Origin of the sequence: Kitasatospora purpeofusca (genome assembly GCF_036010405.1) — a bacterium.
Taxonomy (GTDB): domain Bacteria; phylum Actinomycetota; class Actinomycetes; order Streptomycetales; family Streptomycetaceae; genus Kitasatospora; species Kitasatospora purpeofusca.
The window spans coordinates 1,313,949-1,337,424 of record NZ_CP108561.1 but is presented as its reverse complement, the minus strand read 5'-3'; the positions used below and the strand labels follow the sequence as shown (position 1 = coordinate 1,337,424).

The window sequence follows — 23,476 nt, the reverse complement described above, 5'->3', positions numbered from 1 at the left end:
GGATGTGCGAGTTGTCACAGTGTCGAAGCTCACGGTAGTGGTGCCGGTCACGTCGCGGACGAGGGCCCCGGCGGGCCTCCCGCGGGCCGCCCCGGAGGCCGTTCCGCAACCCTCCCCGAGGCCCTCCCCGAGGCCCTCCCCGAAGCCCTCTCCGACACCCTTCCCGACGGCCGTCCGGCACCCTCCCCGGCGCCCTTCCCGCCGCTCCGGCCGCCGCCCCGCCCCCGTGATCTCCACCACTCGTGGCCTGCATACAATCGGCCGCATGACCACGCAGGGGGAGCGCGCCCCGTCATCGGCAGAATCACCGGCGGAGCGGCCGGCGTACGAGGTGTCCGAACGGCCGGAAGGGGCCTACCGGCCCAGACGCGTGACCGCCCGACGGGTCGTCGGCTGGGTCACCGTCGTCGGCGTGGTCGCGGCCGGCGGCTGGATCGTCACCCGCCCCACGCCCGGCGACTACATACCCGGGCTGGGCCCCTCCAGCAAGGAGGCGTCCAAGACCCCGCCGATCGTCGGCGACCCGCCGCAGCGCACCGTCGTCGACCCCGAAGCCCTCGACGTCGAGGCCTACTTCCCCGCCCAGCGGATCGTGGAGTCCGGCTCCTACAAGGGCAAGCGCTCCGGCGTGCGGCGCGGCGACAACTGCACCGAGGTGCTCCAGGACCGCACCCTGGACCTGCTGCGCGAGGCCGGCTGCAAGGGCTACCTCGCGGTCAGCTACACCGCCCAGGACCGGCCCGTGCTGAGCAGCGTCACCCTGCTGCGCTTCACCGAGGCCCCGGCCGCTGCCCGCGCCGTCGAGGCGCTGCGCGCCAGGTCCGGAGCCGTCGCCTTCATCCTCCCGGACGCCTCCGCCGCGCCCGCGCTGGCGGCCGGACAGGCCCGGCCCGCCATCGAGCCCCGGGTCGAACTCGTCGGCCACTACGTGACGGTGTCCAGTTCGCGGCCCGCCGAGATGTACCCCGGGGGCGTGGCCGCCGCCCCCGCGGCCACCCCCGCCGTGCCCGGTACCGGCACCGCCTCGCCCACCGTCGGCGCCCCCGTCCCCCCGGCGAGCCCGCTGCCGGTGCCCTCGGCGAGCACCCCCGGCCTCGACCAGCTGCTCGACGAGGCCACCCGGGCCGTCTCGTACGGCGCGGGCGCGCCGTTCGTCTGGATGTAGGAGCGCGGACCGGAACGGGGGGCGGGCCTCGGCCCGCCCCCCGTTCCGCTGCCCGGTCAGTGCACTTGACGGACCGTCAGCCGCCCAGCCGGTCCACGGCGGTGACCCGCAGCACCGCGCGGCCCTCCTCGTCCGAGCCGAAGAGGTCGACCTCGGCGCTGATGCCCCAGTCGTGGTCCCCCTCCGGGTCGTCGAAGATCTGCCGCACCCGCCAGGCCGAGTCCTCCTGCTCGATGATCAGCATCTTCGGGCCGCGCGCGTTCGGACCGGTGCCCAGGTCGTCGTACTCGTCCCAGTACCCGTCCATGGCGTCCGCCCAGCGGTCCGCGTCCCAGCCGTACTCGCCGTCCAGCGCGGCCAGTTCGTCGTAGTTCTCCAGCGCGCACAGCTCGACCCGGCGGAACATCTCGTTGCGCACCAGCACCCGGAACGCCCGCGCGTTCGCCGTCACCGGCGCCGGCTTGTCGTCCAGCACGACCTCGGCCGTCTGCGGCCCGGTCGGGTTGGCCAGCTGCTCCCACTCGTCCAGCAGGCTGGAGTCGACCTGGCGGACCAGCTCGCCCAGCCAGGCGATGATGTCCTTGAGGTCGTCGGTCTTCACGTCCTCGGGGACGGTCTGCTCCAGCGCCTTGAACGCGCCGGCCAGGTAGCGCAGCACGATGCCCTCGGTGCGGGCCAGCTCGTAGAAGCCGACGTAGTCCGAGAAGGTCATCGCCCGCTCGTAGAGGTCCCGTACCACCGACTTCGGCTGGAGCTGGTGGTCGCCGATCCAGGGGTGCGCCCGCTGGTACACCTCGTAGGCGTGGGTGAGCAGTTCCTCCAGCGGCTTCGGGTAGGTGATCTCCTGGAGCCGCTCCATCCGCTCCTCGTACTCGATGCCGTCGCGCTTCATCTCGCCGATGGCCTCGCCGCGCGCCTTGTTCTGCTGCGAGGCGAGGATCTGCCGCGGGTCGTCGAGGGTCGCCTCGACCACCGACACCACGTCCATCGCGTAGGACGGCTCGGTCGGGTCGAGCAGTTCGAAGGCGGCCAGGGCGAAGGTGGACAGCGGCTGGTTGAGCGCGAAGTTCTCCTGGAGGTCCAGGGTGAGGCGCACGATCCGGCCCTCGGCGTCCGGCTCCGGCAGCCGCTCCACCACGCCGCCCTCCAGCAGCGAGCGGAAGATGGCGATCGCGGTGCGGATGTGCCGGCGCTGCGAGGCCCGGTCCTCGTGGTTGTCGGTGAGCAGCTTGCGCATCGCCTCGAAGGCGTTGCCCGGCCGCGCGATGACCGACAGCAGCATCGCGTGGGTCACCTTGAACCGGCTCACCAGCGGCTCCGGGTCGGCGCCGATCAGCTTCTGGAAGGTCTCCTCGGACCAGCCGACGAAGCCCTCCGGCGCCTTCTTGCGGACGATCTTCCGCTTCTTCTTGGGGTCGTCGCCCGCCTTGGCGACGGCCTTGTCGTTCTCGATGACGTGCTCGGGCGCCTGCGCCACCACCTGGCCCACCGTGTCGAACCCGGCCCGCCCGGCCCGTCCGGCGATCTGGTGGAACTCCCGGGCGCGCAGGATCCGCACCCGCTGCCCGTCGTACTTCGACAGCGCGGTGAACAGCACCGTGCGGATCGGCACATTGACGCCCACGCCGAGCGTGTCCGTCCCGCAGATCACCTTCAGCAGACCCGCCTGGGCGAGCCGCTCGACCAGCCGGCGGTACTTCGGGAGCATGCCCGCGTGGTGCACACCGATCCCGTGCCGGACGAAACGCGACAGATTGCGTCCGAACTTGGTGGTGAAGCGGAAATTCCCGATCAGTTCGGCGATGGCGTCCTTCTCCGCCTTCGAGCACATGTTGATGCTCATCAGCGACTGCGCGCGGTCCACCGCCTCCTTCTGGGTGAAGTGCACGACATACACCGGCGCCTGGCCGGTCTGCAGCAGCTCCTCCAGCGTGTCGTGCATGGTGGTGCGGCGGTACTCGTAGAACAGCGGCACCGGACGCGTCGTGTTGCGCACCACCGTCGTCGGCCGACCGGTGCGCCGGGTGAGGTCCTCCTCGAACCGCCGCACGTCGCCCAGCGTCGCCGACATCAGCAGGAACTGGGCCTGCGGCAGCTCCAGCAGCGGGATCTGCCAGGCCCAGCCCCGGTCCGGCTCCGCGTAGAAGTGGAACTCGTCCATGACCACCTGGCCGACATCGGCCCGGGTGCCGTCGCGCAGCGCGATCTGCGCCAGCACCTCCGCCGTGCAGCAGATGATCGGCGCCGTCGGGTTCACCGAGGCGTCACCCGTCATCATGCCGACCTGCTCGGTCCCGAACATCTTCACCAGGTCGAAGAACTTCTCCGACACCAGCGCCTTGATCGGCGCCGTGTAGAACGTCCGCTTCCCCTCCGCGAGCGCCGCGAAATGCGCACCCGCCGCGACCAGGCTCTTCCCCGACCCCGTCGGCGTCGCCAGGATGACGTTGTTCCCCGACACCAGCTCGATCAGCGCCTCCTCCTGAGCCGGGTACAGCGAGATCCCGCGCTCCTCCGCCCAGGCGGCGAACGTCTCGTACAGCGCGTCGGGCGTGGCGGGCTTCGGCATCAGATCAAGGAGGGTCACCGCCCCATCTTGCCTGCTCGCCGCCACCCCCGGCAAAGCCCGGGGGCACAACCGGGCGGGCGGGTCGACCGCGCGGGCGGCGCCCTCCGCCCGCCGGACGTGTGCCACGGCGCACATTGCCCGGGTCGCGCGGGCCGTGCCAGAGTGCCGGGCATGGTCAACCGCACCGCGCCCGAACCGCGCACCCTCGCTCCCGGCGCCGTCTTCGACTGGCTCGACGAGACCGCCGAGCAGCGGGCCGCGGCCGGGCTCACCAGGACGCTGCGCAGCCGGACCGCCGACGATCCGGTGCTCGACCTCGCGGGGAACGACTACCTCGGGCTGACCCGCCACCCCGCCGTCACCGGGGCCGCCGCCGAGGCCGCGCTGCAATGGGGCGCCGGTGCCACCGGCTCCCGGCTGGTGACCGGGACCACCGCGCTGCACACCGAGCTGGAGCAGGAGCTCGCCGACTTCTGCGGGGCCGAGGCCGCCCTCGTCTTCTCCTCCGGCTACACCGCCAACCTGGCCGCGCTCACCGCGCTCACCGACCCGGACACCCTCATCGTGTCCGACGCCTACAACCACGCCTCGCTGATCGACGGCTGCCGGCTCGCCCGGGCCGATGTCCACCGGGCCCCGCACAGCGACCCGCGCGCCGTCGCCGGGATCCTCGCCGGGCGCGAGCGGCCCCGGGCGCTGGTGGTCACCGACTCGGTCTTCTCGGTCGACGGCAACGCCGCCCCGCTCGCCGAACTCGCCGACGTCACCCGGAGGTTCGGCGCCGCGCTGCTCGTCGACGACGCGCACGGCCTGGGCGTCCTCGGCCCCGGCGGCAGCGGCGCCCCGGCCGCCGCCGGTCTCGCCGGCGCGCCCGACCTGGTCACCACCGTCACCCTGTCGAAGTCGCTCGGCTCCCAGGGCGGGGCCGTGCTCGGCCCCCGCCGGGTGATCCGCCACCTCACCGAGACCGCCCGCACCTTCATCTTCGACACCGGCCTCGCCCCCGCCGCCGCCGGCGCCGCCCTCGGCGCGCTGCGCCTGCTGCGCGCCGAACCCCACCGCGCCGAACGCGCCCGGGAGGTGGCCCGCACCCTGGCCGCCCGTCTCGCCGCCGCCGGCCTGCACGGCTCCACCCCCGACGCGGCCGTGGTGTCCGTCCGGGCCCCGGGCCCCGAGGCCGCCGTCGGCTGGGCCGCCGACTGCCGCCGGGCCGGACTCGCCGTCGGCTGCTTCCGCCCCCCGTCCGTGCCGGACGGCATCTCCCGGCTGCGGCTGACCGCGCGCGGCGATCTCACGGACGAGCAGATCGCCGAGGCCGTCCGCACGATCGCGGCCACGGCCCCGGAGGGCGCCCGCGCGGCCGGGTGACGCGTTCGTTCGGACAGGGTCGGACGGGGTCGGACAGGATCGGACAACTTGCTTTCGGAAAAGGGCTTCTGACGGTCCGTCGGCCTGCCATCATGGGCGCGTCGGACGGCCGGTGACGGGGGCGGGGGCCATGAGCGAGCAGATCGTCACGGCCATGCTGTCCGGGCTCGTCGCCCTGCTGGTGGCCGCCGTCGGGGCGGCGCTGACCCTCGCGCAGCAGCGGCGGGAACGGGCCGGGTGGCTGAGCGACCTCAAGTCCGGCTGGGCACTGGAGCTCCACAAGGCCCGGCTGGAGTCCTACCCGGAGGTCTTCCGCATCCTGGGCGGACTGTCGCACGCCGCCGGTTCCGCGCTGACGCCGGAGGCGGCGGGGCAGGTGGCGGTGGCCCTCAACGGCTGGTTCTACGGGCCGGGCGGCATGTGCGCGACCGCCACCGCCCGGGGTGCCGTCCTCGGGCTGCGGCACTGCTGCCGGCGCTGGGCCCGGGACGGCGGCCGACAGCCGGACGACCTCTACCGGTGGCGCAACCTGACGATCGCCGCCCTGCGCTCGGACCTCGACCTCGCCGGGCGGGAGTCCTACGACTTCCGTCCCGGTTCGACCATCCTGGCCGACCTGCGCCGGGAACTGGAGTCGGCGGAACGCGGGGCCCGCCCAGGCGGAGCCGGTCGCACCTCGGGCCGGTTCACGCTCCGCCGACCGGGCCGCGGTGGCGCCGCCCCGACGGGCCGGGCGGCCGGGCGCCCCGCCAGGGGCCTGGTCGCCCCGCCGGCCGACGACCACTGACCCCATTCGCCGGAGGCGGTGCCGTCACAGCCCCGCCAGCTCCCGCAGGAACACCGTGCCGGCGTCCTCACGGCCCGCAGCGACGCGCGGGGCGGCGACCAGGACCGCCGACGCCCGGCACCAGGCGAGGACGCGGTCGGCGTCCGAGCCCGCGACCAGGGCGGTCAGCGCGGCGATCCGGGCGGACAGGGCCGCCGGATCCGCCACACCGTCGAGAGCCCAGTCGACCAGGTCGAAGTCCGGGTCGCCCAGGCAGGCACGCGGGTCGATCGCCAAAGCCCCGGCCGGGCCGAGCAGCACGTTCGACGGGTGCAGGTCGCCGTGGACCAGCCCGACCGGCCCGCCGCCGGTCAGCTCGCGGGTCAGGGCCCGGGCGTCCGCCGTCGACACCCCGGGGGCCCGCCGCTCGGTGAGGTCGAACAGGAAGTCCAGCCGCTCCGCCAACGACGGGAGGGCCGTTGGGGGCGGCGCGGGCACCGAACGCATCGCGGCCAGCATCCCCGCCACCTCCGCCGGCCGCCAACCGCGCTCGCGCAGCGTCGTCCCCGGCCGGACGTCCGCCAGCAGCAGCGCCCCGGCCCCGACGTCCTCCGCCAGCAGCCCCACCACCGACGGCACCTCCCGCCACGCGGCCAGCGCCACCGCCTCCTGCCGGGCCACCTCGGCGTCCGGCGTCAGCTTGAGCCACACCGCCGCACCGTCGGCGAGCCGCTCGCAGCGGAAGACCCGCGAGGTGCCGCCCCCGCCGGCCGTCCGCACCGCCAGCCCCCAGCGCCCGGCCAGCCCGCCCACCAGCCTCGGCAGCTCCTCGCACCACTCCCGGGCGCCCGGCCCGAACCGGGTCACCAGCCGGGCCCGCACCTCCTCGGGGACGGCGGCGAGGGCGGCCGCGGCCGCGAGGTCGGCCGTCACGGCCGCCCCACCACCAGCAGCGTCTCCGCGCCCACCGGCCGGTAGCCGGCGGCCTGGAACGCCCGCACGCTCGTCGCGTTGCCCGGCGCCTGCTGGGACCAGACCACGTCGCCCTCCGGGACCAGGTGCCGGGCTGCCAGCGCCAGCGCCCGCCCCAGACCTCGGCCGCGGGCCGCCGGACCGACCTCGATCGCACACTCCCAGCGCCCGGCGACACCGCGCCCCAGCACCAGGACCCCGTCCTCGCCCTCGGCCTCGCTCCCGTCCTCGCTCCCGTCCTCGCCCGCGGCCTCGCCCGCGGCCTCGAAGACCCGCACGTCCTCGCGGTGGCGCAGCGCGCGCACCACCCGGGGATGCTCCAGGTCCTCGACCGGGACGAGCGGCAGCGGCGGCCCGCCCGGCAGGCGGTCGGCCACCGTCAGCAGGTCGATGTTGCCGTTCTCCCGACCGGTGCGGCGGGCGAACGCGGTCAGGAACGGCGGACACAGCGGCGCGGCCAGCGGGTCGCTCGGCGTGGCCGCCAGCGTCGCCCGCACCCACTCCGGGTCCTCGTCGGTGAACACCACCGCGTGCGCGGAGAGGGACAGCACCCCCGCCTCGCGCGGCGACGGCTGCGGCACCACCGTCACCGACCCGTCCGACGGCGGGAACACCCCGGCCCCCGCGTCCGCCAGAATCTCCCGCAGCCCCCGTGTCGCCATCGTTCCCCGCCCCCTGGTGGTCCTTCTTGGTGATCTTCGTGGGCGACCAGCCTATGTGATCATCTCAGGCCTTCTTCCGGGCCCGGCTCGGCTGCACCCGGGTCGGCTCGCCCGCCGCCTTCGGATGGTCCGGCGGATACGGCAGCTCGCCGTGCGCGCCGTCCGCGATCTGCCGCTCGTACAGCTCCAGCAGCGCCTCCAGCCGGAACGCCTCGCCCTGCATCCCCGCGTGCGGATCACCCACCTCCGCGAACCGGGCCGGCACCGTCCGCAGGTCGAAGTCCTCCGGCAGCGCGTCGTCCAGCTCCTCCCACAGCAGCGGGGTCGACGCCGTCGCCCGGGGCCGGGCCCGCAGCGAATAGGCGGAGGCGATCGTCCGGTCCCGCGCCATCTGGTTGTAGTCGACGAAGATCCGCTCCCCGCGCTCCTCCTTCCACCACGCCGTGGTCACCCGCCCCGGCAGCCGCCGCTCCAGCTCCCGGCCCAGCGCGATCACCGCGTGCCGCCCGTCCGTGAACGTCCACTCCGGCACCAGCGGCACGTACACGTGCACCCCGCGCCCGCCCGAGGTCTTCGGCCACCCCCGCAGCCCGTGCTCCTCCAGGACCGCCCGCAGCTCGTGCGCGACCCGCACCGAGTCCCGGAAGTCCGTGCCCGGCTGCGGATCCAGATCGATCCGCAGCTCGTCCACATGGTCGGTGTCCGAACGGCGCACCGGCCACGGGTGGAAGGTCAGGCAGCCGAGGTTCGCCGCCCACAGCACCGCCGCCGGCTCGGTCGGACAGATCTCGTCCGCCGATCGCCCGCTCGGGAAGGCGATCCGCGCGGTCGGCAGCCAGTCGGGCAGGCCCTTCGGCGCCCGCTTCTGGTAGAAGAACTCACCCTCCACCCCGTCCGGGAACCGCTGCAGCGTCGTCGGCCGGTCCCGCAGCCCGCGCAGCACCCCGTCCGCGACCGCGAGGTAGTACTCGGCGACGTCCAGCTTGGTGAAACCGCGCTCCGGGAAGTACACCTTGTCGGGGTTCGACAGCCGGACGGTCCGCCCGGCGACATCCAGTTCCACGGCAGAGCCCATGCCACTCACGCTAAGCGCGCACCGCCCGCCGCGCCTGTCCTGACCTGGGCGCCCGCCCCGAACCGGGACGGTCGCGACACCCGCGCGCCGTCGCGCGGCGGGCCCGCATCGGCGCGAGGATCGGAAGCATGGACCTGCCCGTCATGCCGCCCGTCGCCCCGATGCTCGCCAAGTCCGTCGCGAAGATCCCGCCCGGCATGCAGTACGAGGCCAAATGGGACGGCTTCCGCGCCATCGTCTTCCGCGACGGCGACGAGATCGAGATCGGCAGCCGCACCGGCAAGCCCCTCACCCGCTACTTTCCCGAACTCGTCACCGCCCTGCGCCGCGAAACACCCCCGCGCTGCGTCCTCGACGGCGAAGTGGTCATCGCCCGCGACGGCCGGCTGCGCTTCGAGGAACTCCTCGAACGCATCCACCCCGCCGCCAGCCGCGTCGAACTGCTCGCCGAACGCACCCCCGCCTCCTTCGTCGCCTTCGACCTGCTCGCCCTCGGCGACGAGTCCCTGCTCGACCGGCCGCTCGCGGCCCGCCGCGCCGCCCTCGAAACGGCCCTCGCCGACGCCGCCGACCCCGTCTTCACCGCCCCCGCCGCGACCGACCGCGACCTCGCCCGGACCTGGTTCGCCCAGTACGAGGGCGCCGGACTGGACGGCATCGTCGCCAAACCGCTCGACCAGCCCTACCGGCCCGGCGAACGCGCCATGTACAAGATCAAGCACGAACGCACCGCCGACTGCGTGGTCGCCGGCTACCGCGAGCACAAGAGCGGACCCGTCGTCGGCTCCCTGCTCCTCGGGATCCACGACGCCGAGGGCCACCTCCAGCACGTCGGCGTCTGCGCCGCCTTCACCATGGCCCGCCGCCGCGAACTCGCCGAAGAACTCGCACCGTTGCGCACCACCGACCTTGCCGGCCACCCCTGGGGCGCCTGGGCCGACGAGGCCGCCCACGCCGACGCCAGACTCCCCGGGGCACAGAGCCGCTGGACCGGGAAGAAGGACCTCTCCTGGGTGCCGCTGCGCCCCGAACGCGTCGTCGAGGTCGCCTACGATCACATGGAGGGCACCCGCTTCCGGCACACCGCGCAGTTCCGCCGCTGGCGCCCGGACCGCACGCCGGAGAGCTGCACGTACGGGCAGTTGGAGGAGCCGGTCTCCTACGACCTGGCGCGGGTGCTCGGGGGCTGACGGCCCCGGAGCACCCGCGCTCGTTCACGCCTGTCGGGTCACGCCTGCCGGGTCACGGCTGCCTCGTCACGCCGTCGAAGGCGCCGGCGGCGTCACCGAGGTCGACACCGACGCGTCGGCCGTCGCCGAGGGCTCGTCCCCGCCCGCCGGCGCCGCCGGCAGGTCGTAGACGTTCCCCGGCGAGACGACCTCCGTGATCGCCTTCGCGAACAGCGTCGACGGCGCCGACCCCTTGTACGTGATGTCGGTGTTCAGCAGCACCACCAACGAGGCCTGCGCGGACGGCAGATACACCACCACCGTCTGGTACCCCGGCAGCGAGCCGTTGTGCCCGATCCACCCGTGGTTGTAGAACACCCCCAGCCCGTACCAGGTGTCCGGCACCGCCGAGGGCTGCGGCTGGAGCCGCTGCGCCTGCGTCTGCGGGGTCAGCAGGGTGCCGGTGGCCAGCACCTTGGCCCACTTCTTCATGTCCGCCTGGTCCGAGATCATCGCCCCCGCCGCCCAACCCCATGACGGGTTCCAGTCGGTGGCGTCCGCGATCGTCCCGTCCGCCGTCTGGTTGGTGTAGCCGCGGGAGTGCGGCTGCGGGAACGCGTTCGTGGTCGGGAACACCGTCCGGCCCAGGTCCGCCGGGTCGAACACCTCCTTCTTCAGGAAGTCCCCGAGCGGCCGCCCGCCCAGCTTCTCGATCACCTTCCCGATCAGCACCGTATTGGTGTTGGAGTAGTCGAACTCCGCCCCCGGGGCGAAGTTCACCGGGTGCTTGAACGCGTACGCGAGCAACTGGTCCGGGGTGAACGAGCGTTGCGGATCCGCCTGGAGCGCCGACACGAAGTCCTCGTCCTGGGTGTACGAGAACAGGCCGCTGCGCATGTCGGACAGCTGGCGCAGGGTGATCGTGTCACCGTTCGGCACCCCCGCGATGTACTTCCCGATCGGGTCGTCCAGCCCCGCCTTGCCCTGGTCCACCAGCCGCAGCAGACCGGTGACGGTGAAGGTCTTCGTCTCGCTGCCGATCCGCATGTTCAGCCCGGTCACCATCGCCGTGCCCGCGACCTTGTCGGAGACGCCGAAAGCCTTCAGGTACTCGCCCTGCGGCGTCGACAGGTTGACGATCACCCCCGGCACCGAGGCCTCCGTCAGCACCCGCTGCACCGCGGTGTCCAGCCGGGCCGTCACGTCCGGCGTCAGCGGCAGCGCGGTCGGGCCCGCCGAGGTGCCCGAGGGCGAGGAGGGGGTGGTCGGCGAGGGGCTGAGCAGGGTGGCGCTCGCGCTCGGGCCCGAAGCCGAGGCCGAGGGGCTCAGCGCCGCCGGGACGGCCGTCACCGCCCCGGCCTCCGGTGAGCCGGTGGACGAGCCGCCCGAACAGCCGGCCGAGGCCAGCAGCCCGGCCAGCGCCAGCGCGACTGCCGCCGGGGCGGGCCGGGCCGCACGGGCCGCACCCGCTCGGGCCGTGGCCGTGCGGCGCGGGGGCGCCCCCGGGCTCTGCGGGGTCGTGGCTCGGGCCGTCGTCACACGATTCGGCACGCGGTCGTGATTCGTCATCGTCGAGGCGCCTCTCTGGGCCGGACGGGCCCGGAGCACCGCTCCACGGGCCCGCAAGGGGGAGCGATCGCCACCGTATGCGCCGGTCACCGGCACCGCGCGCCCTGCGGCGGTCCGCTGGCCCGAACGGACCCACCCGTCAGCCACCCGGCCCGGCCCAGGTCGCGCCACCAGAACTGCGGCCCGCACCATACCCGGCCCATACCCGCCTCCTACCGGTGGCCGCGTAGGGTGCGCACCGCCCGAACGACGGAGGGGAACACCGAGGTGCTGCTGCGCTGCGAAGCCGTGGGCAAACGCTACGGACGGGGCCGCTGGATCCTGCGCGACGTCGAACTCGGCCTCGCACCCGGCGACGTCCTCGCCGTCGTCGGCGCCAACGGCTCCGGCAAGTCCACCCTGCTACGGATCCTGGCCGGCCTCACCCGCCCCACCACCGGCCGCCGCACCGGACCGGCCACCGCCCCCGGGGCCACCGTCGGCTACGTCCCCGACCGCTTCACCGCCCACGAACGCCTCACCGCCATCTCCTGCCTCACCCACCTCGGCCGCATCCGCGGCCTGTCCACCGCCACAGCCCGGGCCCGCGCCGGCCTGCTGCTGGACCGGCTCGCCCTCGTCGGCGGCCCCGACGCCGAACTGCGCACCCTCTCCAAGGGCAACGCCCAGAAAGTCGCGCTCGCGCAGGCCCTGCTCGTACCGCCCGACCTGCTCGTCCTCGACGAACCGTGGTCCGGCCTCGACGCCTCCGCCCACGGCGTGCTCGCCGCGATCCTCGCCGAGGCGGCCGCCGCCGGCGGGGCCGTGGTGTTCACGGACCACCGCGAGGCCCTCTCCCGGACGCACGCCACCGCCGTGCACACCGTCGCCGACGGACGGGTCACCCGCCGCGCCGACCCCGGCCCCGACCCCGGCCCGGGGACGGCGGTCGAGTCCGCAGTGGTCGTCCTCACCCGCCCGGGCGGCCCCGACGTCCCCGGCGTCCGCGACCTCCCCGGCGTCCTCGACCTTCCAGGCGTCCTCGACCTTCCCGGGGTCCTCGCCGCCGAGCGCCGCGGGGCCGAACTCCACCTGCGGGTGGACCGGTCCAGGACCGACGCCGTCCTGCTCGCCGCACTCCGCGACCACTGGTCCGTACGAGCCGTCACCCGGCCCGCGCCCGAACCGGCCACCGGACCCGACACTGCGCCCGAACCGGTCACCGCGCCCGGACCCGACGCTGCCCCGACTCCGAGGACCACCGCCCGATGACCGCCCTCGTCCGCTACCGCCTCACCACCCTGCTGCTCTCCCAGCGCTACCTCGCCCCGCTGCTCCTGTTCACCGCCCTCGTCGCCGTGCTCACCAGCAACGACACCGGCCCGCTCACCGCCACCCACGCCGCCGCCGGCCTGGCGATGCTGCTCGCCGCCACCTGGCTCACCACGACGCTCGCCGGGCTCGACGACCCGCCCCACCGGGCGGTGCTGACGGCCGCCACCGGCGGACACCGGCGCCTGGTCACCGGGACCCTCCTCGCCGCGCTGACGGTCTGCCTGCCCCTCACCGTCCTCGGCCTGGTCCTGCCGCTCCTCGTCGGCAGCCACAGCCCCACCGGCGCCGACCTGCTCCTGGGCACCGAGGCCCAGCTCACCTGCGCCTGCACCGGCGCCGCCGTCGGCCTCCTCACCGCCCGGCCGGTGGTCCGGCGACAGGGACACGGACTGATGCTCGCCCTCGCGCTGCTGCTCGTCCTGACCCTCGGCAAGGGCCTGCCGCCGGTGAACCTCCTGCTCACCCGGCTCTCCGGCCACCACCGCTCGGCGGACCTGGTCGGCTCCACCGCGCTGCTGCTCGCGCTCGCGGCCGCCCTGCTCGGGGCCGCGGCGGTGGCGGCGCACGCCGTCGCCGTCCGGCGCGACTGACCGGACCGGACCGGGCTGGGCCGGGCCGGTCGGTCCGCCTGTCCGCAGCGCGTCGGCCCCGCGTCGGACGCGCGCCGCTCACGGTCCGGAGAGGCCGCCGGGCGGGCGCTCCACGCGCCCCGTACGCGCCCCGCGCGCTCCGCCGTCGGGGTGCCGACCGGCACGCCGCGACGGGCCCCGGGCGCAGCTCGGGCACGATCGTTCAGCCCAGCTGTCGCGGCCCTTAAGAATTCCTCGATGGACCGCACCCCCTCCGACCAGGCAGATTTCTGCCTGCCCGGATGACGGACGCCAGGACCTGCACCAGGACCCCGGCCCCGTCACCACCCTCCGGCCCTCCCGGGGGCCGCCACCGCCGGGCCTCGTCGGCCTGCCCACAGCAGGCCGCCCCACCGTGCGTCAGGAGCCACCGCCGTGAAGGCACTCGTCAAGCAGAAGGCCGAGCCGGGACTCTGGCTGATGGACGTCCCCACCCCGGCGATCGGCCCCGGCGAGGTGCTCATCAAGGTGCTGCGCACCGGCATCTGCGGCACCGATCTGCACATCCGCAAGTGGGACGGCTGGGCACAGCAGGCGATCAGGACCCCGCTGGTGCTGGGCCACGAGTTCGTCGGCGAGGTCGCCGAGCTGGGTGCCGGCGTCGCGGACATCGCCGTCGGCGACCTGGTCAGCGGCGAGGGCCACCTGGTCTGCGGCAAGTGCCGCAACTGCCTGGCCGGACGCCGCCACCTCTGCCGCAACACCGTCGGCCTCGGGGTGAACCGCGACGGCGCCTTCGCCGAGTACGTCGCCCTGCCCGCCTCCAACGTCTGGGTGCACCGGGTCCCCGTCGACCTCGACGTCGCCGCGATCTTCGACCCGTTCGGCAACGCCGTGCACACCGCGCTGTCCTTCCCGCTGGTCGGCGAGGACGTACTGGTCACCGGCGCCGGCCCGATCGGCATCATGGCCGCCGCCGTCGCCAAGCACGCCGGCGCCCGCAACGTCATGATCACCGACGTCTCCCCGTACCGCCTCGACCTCGCCCGCAAGGTCGGTGTCACGCTCGCGCTCAACGTCGCGGAGCACACCATCGAGGAGGGCCAGCAGAAGCTCGGCCTGCGCGAGGGCTTCGACGTCGGCCTGGAGATGTCCGGCCGGCCCGAGGCGATGCAGTCGATGATCGCCAACATGACCCACGGCGGGAAGATCGCCATGCTGGGCCTGCCCGCCGAGCAGTTCCCGATCGACTGGGCCTCCGTCGTCACCTCGATGCTCACCATCAAGGGCATCTACGGCCGCGAGATGTTCGAGACCTGGTACGCGATGTCCGTCCTCCTGGAGGGCGGCCTCGACCTCAGCCCCGTGATCACCGGTCGGTACGCCGCCACCGACTTCGAGGCAGCCTTCGACGAGGCGGCCGGCGGCCGCTGCGGCAAGGTCATCCTCGACTGGACCGCCTGAGCACCCTCGCCGATCCGACGATCCGATTAGGAGCAGCTGTGTTCGACAACGTGCGCGACGAGGTCGCCGCCACCCTCGACGAGATCCGTGAGGCCGGCCTCTTCAAGCCGGAGCGCGTCATCGGCAGCCCGCAGAGCGCCGCCGTCACCGTCACCGGCGGCGGCACCCCGGGCGAGGTCCTCAACTTCTGCGCCAACAACTACCTCGGCCTCGCCGACCACCCCGAGGTGCTCGACGCCGCCAAGGACGCCCTCGACCGCTGGGGCTACGGCATGGCGTCCGTCCGCTTCATCTGCGGCACCCAGGACGTGCACAAGCAGCTGGAGGACCGCCTCTCCGCGTTCCTCGGCCAGGAGGACACGATCCTCTACTCGTCCTGCTTCGACGCCAACGGCGGCGTCTTCGAGACCCTGCTCGACGAGCGCGACGCCGTCATCTCCGACGCCCTCAACCACGCGAGCATCATCGACGGCATCCGCCTGTGCAAGGCCCGCCGCCACCGCTACGCCAACCGCGACCTCGCCGACCTGGAGCAGCAGCTCAAGGAGAGCCAGGACGCCCGCCGCCGCCTGATCGTCACCGACGGCGTCTTCTCGATGGACGGCTACGTCGCGCCGCTGCGCGAGATCTGCGACCTGGCCGACCGCTACAACGCGATGGTCATGGTCGACGACTCGCACGCCGTCGGGTTCGTCGGCGCGGGCGGCCGCGGCACGCCCGAGCTGCACGGCGTCATGGACCGGGTCGACATCATCACCGGCACCCTAGGCAAGGCGCTCGGCGGCGCCTCCGGCGGCTACGTCGCCGCGCGTCGGGAGATCGTCGCGCTGCTGCGCCAGCGGTCGCGTCCGTACCTGTTCTCGAACTCGCTCGCGCCGGTCATCGCGGCCGCCTCGCTGAAGGTCCTGGACCTCGTCGAGAGCTCGAACGAGCTGCGGGAGCGGCTGGCGGCGAACACCGCGCTGTTCCGCTCGAAGATGACCGAGGCGGGCTTCGAGATCCTGCCCGGTGACCACCCGATCGCGCCGGTGATGATCGGCGACGCGGCGAAGGCCGGGCGGCTCGCCGAGCTGCTGCTGGAGCGCGGCGTGTACGTGATCGGCTTCTCGTACCCGGTCGTGCCGCACGGCCAGGCCCGGATCCGGGTCCAGCTCTCCGCCGCGCACACCACCGAGGACGTCGAGCGCGCCGTCGCCGCCTTCGTGGACGCGCGCGCCGCGCTGGGGGAGTAGCTCCCCGTACCGCCGCGACGTACCGCCGCGACCGTCGCTCTGTGGCGGTCGCCGGGAACGGTCCCTGCCGGGCCGGTTCCCCCTAGATCGCCCGTGGCGCGTCCGCTCGGAACCGGACGCGCCACGGGCTCCCGAACCGCTGTGCGGTGTCGGTGGGGCCGGCCCCACCGACACCGCACAGCACCAAGACCACCTGCCCCACCCTCCCGCCGCGGGAGTGGGAAGTCGGCCCGACCGACTTCCCACTCCCGTTCGCGGTTTCCGGGGGTCGGCGGGGGTTCGCTGCCCCGGCGTTTGCTGGGTCGCCCCTCGCCCCTCGCCCCTCAGTGCTCACGCCTCGCTTCTCACACCCACTTCTCACGCCTCGCGCCTTCGACCCCTCCGTTCACCCCGCACTTTGCAAAGTGCGAGAGGTGGGGACCCGGGGGCACGGGGGTACTCCGGGCACCGCCGGAGTACCGCGCGCGGTGGTACCCGGAGTGGGAAGTCGGCGGGGTCGACTTCCCACTCCGCTACTGCCCCTCCCGACCGGTTGGTCACCCCCGCCCCGGCAGTCCCATCGACGCTGGCAGAATTGGCCTGTGATCGACGCGAGACGGCTGCGGACCCTGCGAGCGGTGGCGGACCACCGGACGGTGACCGCCGCGGCGGCCGCGCTCTACCTCACCCCCTCCGCCGTCTCGCAACAGCTGGCCGCCCTGGAGCAGGAGACCGGCCACCACCTGCTCGCCCGCGAGGGCCGAGGCGTGCGGCTCACGGCGGCCGGGGAGATCCTGCTCGGTCATGCCGACGCCGTCCTCGCCCAGCTGGAACGGGCCGAGGCCGACCTCGCCGCCTACAGCGCCGGCGTCTCGGGCGAAGTCACCGTGGCCTCCTTCGCCACCGGCATCTCCCTCGTCCTCGCGCCCGCCATCGGCACCCTCGCCACCCGTGCCCCCGGCATCCGGCTCAAGGTGCTCGACGCCGAGGGCGACGCCAGCCTGCCGATGCTGCTCGACGGTCGCGCCGACCTCGCCGTGGCCGTCGAGTACCGCGGTGCCCCGCGGGCCGACGACGCCCGGCTCACCCGCGTCCCCCTCTATGCCGAGCCCTTCGAGGCAGTTCTTCCGCTCGCCCACCCGCTGGCCGCCGCCGAGGGTCCGGTCGCGATGGCCGACCTCGGTGGCGAACCGTGGATCGGCCCCTACCCGGGCAACCCGTGCCACGACGTGGTGCTGCTGGCCTGCGAGAACGCCGGTTTCCAGCCGCGCCTGGTGCACTCCTCCGACGACTTCCGCGCGGTCGTCGCCCTCGCCTCGGCCGGTGCGGGCGTGGCCCTGGTCCCGCGCTCGGCCCTCCTCGGCGTCGACCTGGCCCGGGTCGCCGTCCGTCCCGTCGACAGTGCCCTCGCCACCCGCCGGGTCTTCGCCGCCGTCCGCGCCGGTGCCGACGGCCACCCGCTGCTCCGCCCCGTCCTCGACGCCCTCGCCGAAGCCGCGCCGGCCACCCCCTGATCCCTCCCGGGGCGACGCCGGGGAGGCGTCGCCCCGGGAGCCCTCCGCACTTTGCAAAGTGCACTTTGCAAAGTGCGAGCAGGCACAGAACGTGGCGGCCGGGGCGGCCCGCGCCGGGTATCGGGTGCTGGGCGTCGGGAGTTGGGCGTTGGGCGCCGGGCGACTGGTGGCCCGCGATGGGTGACACGCCGCCGACTGTGGACGGCGGACGATGAAATGACGGACGGACGGACGGACAAGCGGCCGGACGGACAAGCGACCGCCGGCCGCCCGTGTGACAGGACAGGTGGTTGCAGGTGGGGTTCCTCGGGGAGCGCTGGCGGCTGGTGCAGGAGCGGGACGGGGAGGTGCTCGGTGAGATCGTGATCGACGAGGCGGACTTCCCGTGGCTGCACGGGCGGTTCGAGCCGACGGCGGCGTTCGGTGCGGTGCGGCCGTGGTTCGAGGAGTCGTCGGCGCTGCTCGACGCGGAGGAGTACGAGCGGTTCGACACGAGCTACGAGCGGATCGCGGCCGCGCTGTCGCTGGTGGCACCGGCGGGGCCGGTGGCCGAGTTCCTGCTGCACGTCGACGGCGGGCGCGCCTCGTTCCGGTGGAGCGACGAGCCGTTCGACGAGTCCTGAGCACCGCTCCCCGGCGTGATGTTGGCATTATCCGGGCACGTTCGACCTCTTGCCGGTGTTCGACGGGAGCGTCAGCATGAGGGCACCGCAGTGGTGTGTCGCCGGAGGGGGGATCCCGTCGATGGGTGGTGGAGATCCGGTGTGTCCGGCGTGCGGAGCGCCACGCGCGCCGGGGGAGCCGCTACCGCCGGCGGCGCTGCCGCTGACCCGGACGCTGACGCCCCGGGAGCGCACCGTGCTGCAGCTGTTGGGTCTCGGGTACGACAATCGCTCGATAGCCTACGAACTCAATATCAGCGAACGCACAGTCAAACGGTTCGTCACCGCCATTCTGGCGAAACTGGGACTCCGGTCAAGACTGCAGGCAGGACTGCTCGCACTGATTCTCGCGTCCTCCCCCGACGAAGGCGGTTTCTGGCCCAAAGGTCTCATGGACGGCGTCCCGGGCGACGGTGATGATGATCTGGCATCCGAGAAGGAGGGGACCATGACATTCGACGCCCTCGCCGCCCTCCGGCAGGCGGGCAACCCGGTCGACCTGCTGACACTGGAGCAACGGGACGTGCTGTCCCGGCTCAGTGAGGACGAGGTCGCCGTCCTCAATTCCGTGAAACAGCGGCTCGACGCTGTTTCGGACGCCGAGGTGGAAGGGCATTCCTTCGTCATCAAGTTGGCGTGAGATGGCGGTCAGATTCGGGATTCTCGGGCCGCTGCACGTGCTGGAGAACGGCCGGGCCGTCGATCCGGGATCACGGAAACAACAGATTCTCCTGGCGGCGCTGCTGTCCCACGCGAATACCCGGGTGTCGGCCGACTCCCTGGTCGAGGCGCTGTGGGACGACGCGCCGCCGCGCACCGCCCGCAAGAACCTCCAGGTGTACGTCTCGGGGCTGCGCCGACTGGCGGGCCCCGATCCGGGCCCCGAGTCCGGCCCGGACTCCGGGCCCGGCCCCGGGAGCACCCGGATCAGCCACCAGGCCGGCGGCTACGTCCTGCACACCGCCGAGGGCGAGCTCGACGCGCTCCGCTTCGAACAGCGGGCCAGGGCCGGGGCGCTCACCGAGGCGCTGGGGCTGTGGCGCGGCTCGGCGCTCGACGGGTTCCGGGACGTCCCGCTGATCGACAGCGCCGCGCAACGCCTCGACCGCCGCTTCCTCGGAGTGTTCGAGGACTGGCTGGACGCCGAACTCGCCGCCGGGCGCGGCGCGGAGGCGATCGAGCGCGCCACCGAGACCGCGCAGCGGCACCCGCTGCGCGAACGGTTACGGATGCTGCAGATGACCGCCCTGTGCCAGGCCGGGCGCCGCTCCGAGGCGCTCGCCGTCTACGACGAGCTGCGGCAGGCGCTGGCCCACGAACTCGGCCTGCCGCCGAGCCCGGCCCTGGCCCGCTTCTACCGTTCGCTGCTCTGCGAGGCAGGCCCCGTCCGGCCGCGCCCCGGGCAGCCCGCCGAACTGCGGTCGCCGGTCCCGCGCCCGCCCCGGGCGGCGGCGCCGAACCTGCTGCCCACCGACCCGCCCGCGTTCACCGGCCGCGGGGCCCCCGTGCGCCGGCTGGCCGAGGTGCTCACCGGTGGCGCGGGCCGGCTGGCGGTGGTGACCGGACCGCTCGGCGCGGGCAAGACCGCGCTCGCCGTCCACACCGCGCACCGGTTGGCCGAACACTTCCCGGACGGGCGGCTGTTCGTCCGGCTGCGGGGGGAGGACGGCCGCCCCCGCCCGTTGGAGGACGTCCTGCGCCAGCTGCTGGCCGCCACCGCCTGCGGCGAACGGGACGGGCCGGCCGGTGCGTTGCCCGCCGCGGAGTGCTCCGACCCGCGCTGGGCCTGGCAGTTGTGGCTGACCGGGCGCCGCGCGCTGGTGGTCGTCGACGACGCCCGCCGAGAGTCCGAGGTGCGGCCGCTGCTGCCGGAGGCGGGGGAGAGCGCCGTCGTGGTCACCGCCCGGCCCCGGCTGATCGGCCTGGAGGGCGCCCACCGGGTCTGGCTGCCGCCGTTCACGGCGGACGAGGCGGTGGAGTTCCTCGGTCGGACGATCGGCGCCGAACGGGTCGACGCGGACCGGGAGTCCGCCGCCCGGATCGTCCGGGCGACCGGGCTGCTGCCGCTCGGGGTGCGGCTGGTCGCCGACCGGCTGGCGTTCCTGCGGCACGTCCCGCTGGGCGAGTACGGCGCGCGGCTGAGCGGTGGCCGGGCCCTGCTGGACGAGCTGTGCGGGGGCGACCCGCTGGTGCGGGTGCGGCTGGCCGAGTCGGTCGGCGAGCTGCCGGAGGCCGCGCACTGGGCGGTGCTGCGGCTCGGCCTGCTGGCCCGGCCGGTGTTCGCCCTGGACCGGGCGGCCGAGGTGCTGGACTGCGACCGGGGGACGGCCGTACGGGTGCTGGAGGACCTCCTGGAGGCCAGTCTGCTCACCGTCACCGGCACGGAGGGGCTCGCCCACACCGTGCGGTACGAGATGCCGGCGCTGCTGTACGCGTACGCGCGGGAGCGCGCCGGCCGGACCGCCGACCGGGTGCCGGTCCACCACGGCTGAGAGCCGGGTACGAACGGCGCGGAGCAGGGCGCGAAGAACCGGAGGCGTGGAGCCGGGAACGAAGAGCAGAACGGTATATGACCAACCGTCATACCGAAATCGAACCGCCGCCTAATCGCCGCCATACCGGGGATCCCTACGTTTCTCCCGGGCCGGCGTAGCGGACGCCGCACTGCAGAGGGAGGTCAGCATGAGTGACTCCATCAACCCGGAGCCGACCGAGGCCGAGGACGAGGTCGACGTCGTGGCGCACGGCATCGAGGTCGAGGACGACGGTGTCGTCGACGACATCTGCATCATCAACAACAGTTCGGCGATGTGACGTTGTCGCATCCGGTCGTCGCGTCATGACGTCATGACCTGGTGACGTCATGCCGTCAGGGCGTCATGACGTCCGAGCGGGTCATCCGGCCCCGGCCCGAGCCGCCGGCGGCGGGGTGGCCCGTTCGGCCGGTCCCACACCGGCCGGTCGCGCCCCGGCCGGTCGCGCCCCGGCCGGTCGCGCCCCGGCCGGTCCCACCGTGACTGTCCCGCCCCGACCGTCCCGCAACGACCGCCGCGCCCCGATCGCAGCCCCCGGCCCGGAGGCCCCGTGAACATCCTGCTCTGCCCGCTCAGTGACGGCGGCTACCTCTACCCGGCGCTCGCCGTCGGGCGCGAACTGGGACTCCGCGGCCACCGGGTGTCGGTGCTGGGCCGCGCCACCGCCGCACCGTTCGCGGCCGAGGCCGGCCTGCCGTTCGCGGCGGCGGAGGAGTTCGGCGGCGAGCGGGCCTTCTCCGCCGCCCGCTGGGGCACCATGGGCCTCGCGCAGTACCGGGCGACCGTGCGCGCCGCCCGGCAGGCCCGCGCCGACCTGCTGGTGACCTCCGTGCTGTGCAACGGCGCGCTGCTCGCCGCCGAGACGCTGGACGTCCCGGTGGTGGTGATCGGGCTCTCGATCCACCTGTGGACCTACCGCTCCGGCGGCGGGGGCGAGCCGCAGTACGGCCGCACCCGGGAGAACCGGACCTTGGAGACGCTGGCGCTCTACGAGGCCACCCGGGAGGAGGCCGGTCTCTCCGCCCGGCCGTCCCGTTGGCCGCGGGCGACGGTCGCGGCCGCCACCTCGGCCGCCACCTCGACCGCCACCGTGACCGGGACCGCGACCGGGGCCGTGACCGAGGCTGCGAACGCCGACGGCCCGGACGGGTCCGCGCTGCTCGGTGACGCGCTCCTGCTCCGCGGCGACCCCGAACTGGAGCACCCGGGAGCGGAGTTGCCCCAGCGGGTGCACCACGTCGGCCCGCTGCCCTGGGAGCCGACCGCCGACCCGGACGAACTCGACGCCGTCGACGCCGCGTTGGCGCGCAGCGGCAAACCGGTCGTCTATGTGCACCTGGGTCGCTTCTTCGGCGGCGGCACCCCGTGGCCCCGCCTCAACGCGACCTTCACCGGCGGCCGTTACCAGGCCGTCGTGGAGCAGGGCCGCACGGCCGAGCCGTGCCCCGCCCCGGACGCCGACATCCTGCTCGTCCGCAAGCCCTGGCTGGGGCCGCTCGTCGACCGGGCCGGGCTGGTGCTGACCGCCGGCACCTCGGCGCCCGTGCTCGGCGCCCTGCTGCGCGGCCGCCCGCTGGGTGTCACCCCCAACGGCTCCGAACAGCCCGTCCTCGCCGGCGCGTTGCTGCGCTCCGGTGCGGCCGTCCACCTTCCGCGCACGGGGGAGCCGGACCAGGCCGGGCTGGTGGACGCGGCCTGGCGGGACGACCGGCTGCGCTCCCACGCCCACCGCCTCGGCCGACGGCTCGCCGACGCCGCCGCGGACGGCCCGCGCCGCGCCGCCGACCTCGTCGAGCAGACCGCCCGCCCGTCCGACCGGCAGCCCGCAACCTCAAGGGAGAACCATGGGTACTCGATCAGCCGCCCCGGACCTCGCGGCCGTGGCGAGCCTCTCGGCGGGCGCGCGGGGGTGGATCGGTCGGCACTGCGGCTTCCTTGACGAGCCGGCGGGCCGGGCCGAACTGCCGGTGACCCCCCGGGTCAAGGCGCTGCTGCAACTCGCCCTGCTGTACCGCTGCTGGGCGAGGGCCACCACGACCGGGGCCGAACGGACTGCGGAGACCGCCCGAACGCGGCCCCCGGACCCCGACCTGGCCGCCGTCGCCGCGACCGTCGAGCAGGTGTGGCGCAGCCCCGCCCACCCACCGCTGCTCACCGTCGAGGCGCGCTACGCCCGGCAGTTCCAGCTGATGTACGGCGCGCTCGCACCGGACGGCCTCGACGCCGACGGTCCGCACCGGACGGCCCTCGCCGAAGGGGTGGCGGGCGATCTCCTGACGCCGCGCCGCAAGTCGCCCTTCCTGCACCTGGAAACCCGCTACTACGCCGAACTGGCCGATGTGGAGCACCAGTTGCTCGACTACCCGGAGCTGTACCGGATCAGCAGGCTGGCACGGCACACCGACGGGCAGCCGCTGGCCGAACTCGACGTGTGCGATGTGACCCACACCGTCTTCCACCTGGCCGACTTCGGCTTCCGCGGCCCGGGCCTCGGCGGGGCCGACCTCGCCCACGCCCGCGACCGGGTCGAGCGCCTCACCGAGGAGTCGGTCCGGCGCGGCGAGTGGGACCTCACGGGCAAGCTCGTCCTCGCGCAGCACTGCCTCGGGCTCGACCCGCTGGTGACGCCCTCGGGTGCGGCCGCTCTGCGCCTGCTCGTCGACGCCCAGTCGCCGGAGGGGTCCTTCCCCGGCCGCTCGGCCACCGACCGGGTGCCGGCCGACGCGACGGCAGTCCAGTTCTTCCGGAAGTCCTTCCAGTCCACGCTGGTGGTGGCACTGGCGACGGTGATCCTCCTGCGCCCGCGCACCGGAACGGCCGACGAACGGCCGCTGACGACGTCCGCCGCCCCGGCCCCGGGCGGTGCCCGGTGAGCGCGACCGACTCGACCAGC

At 74.3% G+C, this 23,476-nt stretch carries 20 protein-coding genes; 15 read left to right on the top strand and 5 right to left on the bottom strand.

Annotation, left to right across the window (positions count from 1 at the left end; genetic code table 11):
- Window positions 1-265 precede the first annotated feature (265 nt).
- Complete coding sequence (locus OG715_RS05810) at window positions 266-1,165, top strand: hypothetical protein (RefSeq protein ID WP_266276786.1); 900 nt, start codon at window positions 266-268, stop codon at window positions 1,163-1,165.
- 76 nt (window positions 1,166-1,241) lie between these two features.
- On the opposite strand, the gene OG715_RS05805 is transcribed toward OG715_RS05810, so the two are convergent.
- Entirely contained in the window at window positions 1,242-3,734 is a 2,493-nt protein-coding gene (locus OG715_RS05805; RefSeq protein ID WP_407661095.1) for a DEAD/DEAH box helicase, read from the bottom strand.
- Between the two features lie 171 nt (window positions 3,735-3,905).
- On the opposite strand from OG715_RS05805, the gene OG715_RS05800 reads away from it, so the two are divergent.
- A complete protein-coding gene (locus tag OG715_RS05800) occupies window positions 3,906-5,102 on the top strand; it encodes an 8-amino-7-oxononanoate synthase (protein WP_266276790.1) in 1,197 nt (398 codons plus the stop codon).
- 130 nt (window positions 5,103-5,232) lie between these two features.
- On the top strand, window positions 5,233-5,889 hold the full coding sequence (locus OG715_RS05795; protein WP_266276792.1) for a hypothetical protein: 657 nt from the start codon (window positions 5,233-5,235) through the stop codon (window positions 5,887-5,889).
- A 24-nt stretch (window positions 5,890-5,913) separates the two neighbouring features.
- Here OG715_RS05795 and OG715_RS05790 read toward each other — a convergent pair whose 3' ends face one another.
- From OG715_RS05790 to ligD, 3 genes are all read right to left on the bottom strand, one after another.
- Entirely contained in the window at window positions 5,914-6,801 is an 888-nt protein-coding gene (locus tag OG715_RS05790) for an aminoglycoside phosphotransferase family protein (RefSeq protein ID WP_266276793.1), read from the bottom strand.
- Window positions 6,798-7,502, bottom strand: a complete 705-nt coding sequence (locus OG715_RS05785) for a GNAT family N-acetyltransferase (RefSeq protein WP_266276794.1) — start codon at window positions 7,500-7,502, stop codon at window positions 6,798-6,800. Before OG715_RS05785 ends, OG715_RS05790 begins: the two co-directional genes overlap by 4 nt.
- A gap of 64 nt (window positions 7,503-7,566) precedes the next feature.
- Window positions 7,567-8,565, bottom strand: a complete 999-nt coding sequence (ligD, locus tag OG715_RS05780; protein ID WP_266277444.1) for a non-homologous end-joining DNA ligase — start codon at window positions 8,563-8,565, stop codon at window positions 7,567-7,569.
- A 140-nt stretch (window positions 8,566-8,705) separates the two neighbouring features.
- On the opposite strand from ligD, the gene OG715_RS05775 reads away from it, so the two are divergent.
- Window positions 8,706-9,767, top strand: a complete 1,062-nt coding sequence (locus OG715_RS05775) for an ATP-dependent DNA ligase (protein WP_266276795.1) — start codon at window positions 8,706-8,708, stop codon at window positions 9,765-9,767.
- Between the two features lie 66 nt (window positions 9,768-9,833).
- Here the strand turns inward: OG715_RS05775 and OG715_RS05770 are convergent, their stop codons facing one another.
- Window positions 9,834-11,297, bottom strand: a complete 1,464-nt coding sequence (locus tag OG715_RS05770; protein WP_266276796.1) for a serine hydrolase domain-containing protein — start codon at window positions 11,295-11,297, stop codon at window positions 9,834-9,836.
- Window positions 11,298-11,588: 291 nt separating this feature from the next.
- On the opposite strand from OG715_RS05770, the gene OG715_RS05765 reads away from it, so the two are divergent.
- The 11 genes from OG715_RS05765 (at window position 11,589) to OG715_RS05715 (ending at window position 23,456) form a co-directional block, all read left to right on the top strand.
- A complete protein-coding gene (locus tag OG715_RS05765) occupies window positions 11,589-12,566 on the top strand; it encodes an ATP-binding cassette domain-containing protein (protein ID WP_266277446.1) in 978 nt (325 codons plus the stop codon).
- On the top strand, window positions 12,563-13,219 hold the full coding sequence (locus tag OG715_RS05760; RefSeq protein WP_266276797.1) for a hypothetical protein: 657 nt from the start codon (window positions 12,563-12,565) through the stop codon (window positions 13,217-13,219). Before OG715_RS05765 ends, OG715_RS05760 begins: the two co-directional genes overlap by 4 nt.
- A 414-nt stretch (window positions 13,220-13,633) precedes the next feature.
- Window positions 13,634-14,662 carry an L-threonine 3-dehydrogenase gene (gene tdh, locus OG715_RS05755; protein WP_030395696.1) on the top strand — a complete coding sequence of 343 codons (1,029 nt, stop codon included), beginning with the start codon at window positions 13,634-13,636 and terminating at the stop codon, window positions 14,660-14,662.
- 38 nt (window positions 14,663-14,700) lie between these two features.
- On the top strand, window positions 14,701-15,894 hold the full coding sequence (locus tag OG715_RS05750) for a glycine C-acetyltransferase (protein ID WP_266276798.1): 1,194 nt from the start codon (window positions 14,701-14,703) through the stop codon (window positions 15,892-15,894).
- A 581-nt stretch (window positions 15,895-16,475) separates the two neighbouring features.
- Entirely contained in the window at window positions 16,476-17,387 is a 912-nt protein-coding gene (locus OG715_RS05745; RefSeq protein ID WP_266276799.1) for a LysR family transcriptional regulator, read from the top strand.
- Between the two features lie 296 nt (window positions 17,388-17,683).
- Window positions 17,684-18,010: a hypothetical protein gene (locus tag OG715_RS05740; protein WP_266276800.1), complete on the top strand. Its 327-nt coding sequence runs from the start codon at window positions 17,684-17,686 to the stop codon at window positions 18,008-18,010.
- A gap of 76 nt (window positions 18,011-18,086) precedes the next feature.
- Window positions 18,087-18,689, top strand: a complete 603-nt coding sequence (locus OG715_RS05735) for a helix-turn-helix domain-containing protein (protein ID WP_407660949.1) — start codon at window positions 18,087-18,089, stop codon at window positions 18,687-18,689.
- A 1-nt stretch (window position 18,690) separates the two neighbouring features.
- Window positions 18,691-20,541, top strand: coding sequence for an AfsR/SARP family transcriptional regulator (locus OG715_RS05730; RefSeq protein ID WP_266276802.1), 1,851 nt, complete (start codon window positions 18,691-18,693; stop codon window positions 20,539-20,541).
- A 190-nt stretch (window positions 20,542-20,731) separates the two neighbouring features.
- Complete coding sequence (locus OG715_RS05725; protein WP_266276803.1) at window positions 20,732-20,863, top strand: hypothetical protein; 132 nt, start codon at window positions 20,732-20,734, stop codon at window positions 20,861-20,863.
- A gap of 270 nt (window positions 20,864-21,133) precedes the next feature.
- Window positions 21,134-22,522: a glycosyltransferase gene (locus OG715_RS05720; RefSeq protein ID WP_266276804.1), complete on the top strand. Its 1,389-nt coding sequence runs from the start codon at window positions 21,134-21,136 to the stop codon at window positions 22,520-22,522.
- Entirely contained in the window at window positions 22,428-23,456 is a 1,029-nt protein-coding gene (locus OG715_RS05715; protein WP_266276805.1) for a DUF6895 family protein, read from the top strand. The genes OG715_RS05720 and OG715_RS05715 overlap by 95 nt, the downstream gene beginning before the upstream one ends.
- The last annotated feature ends 20 nt before the right edge of the window (window positions 23,457-23,476 follow it).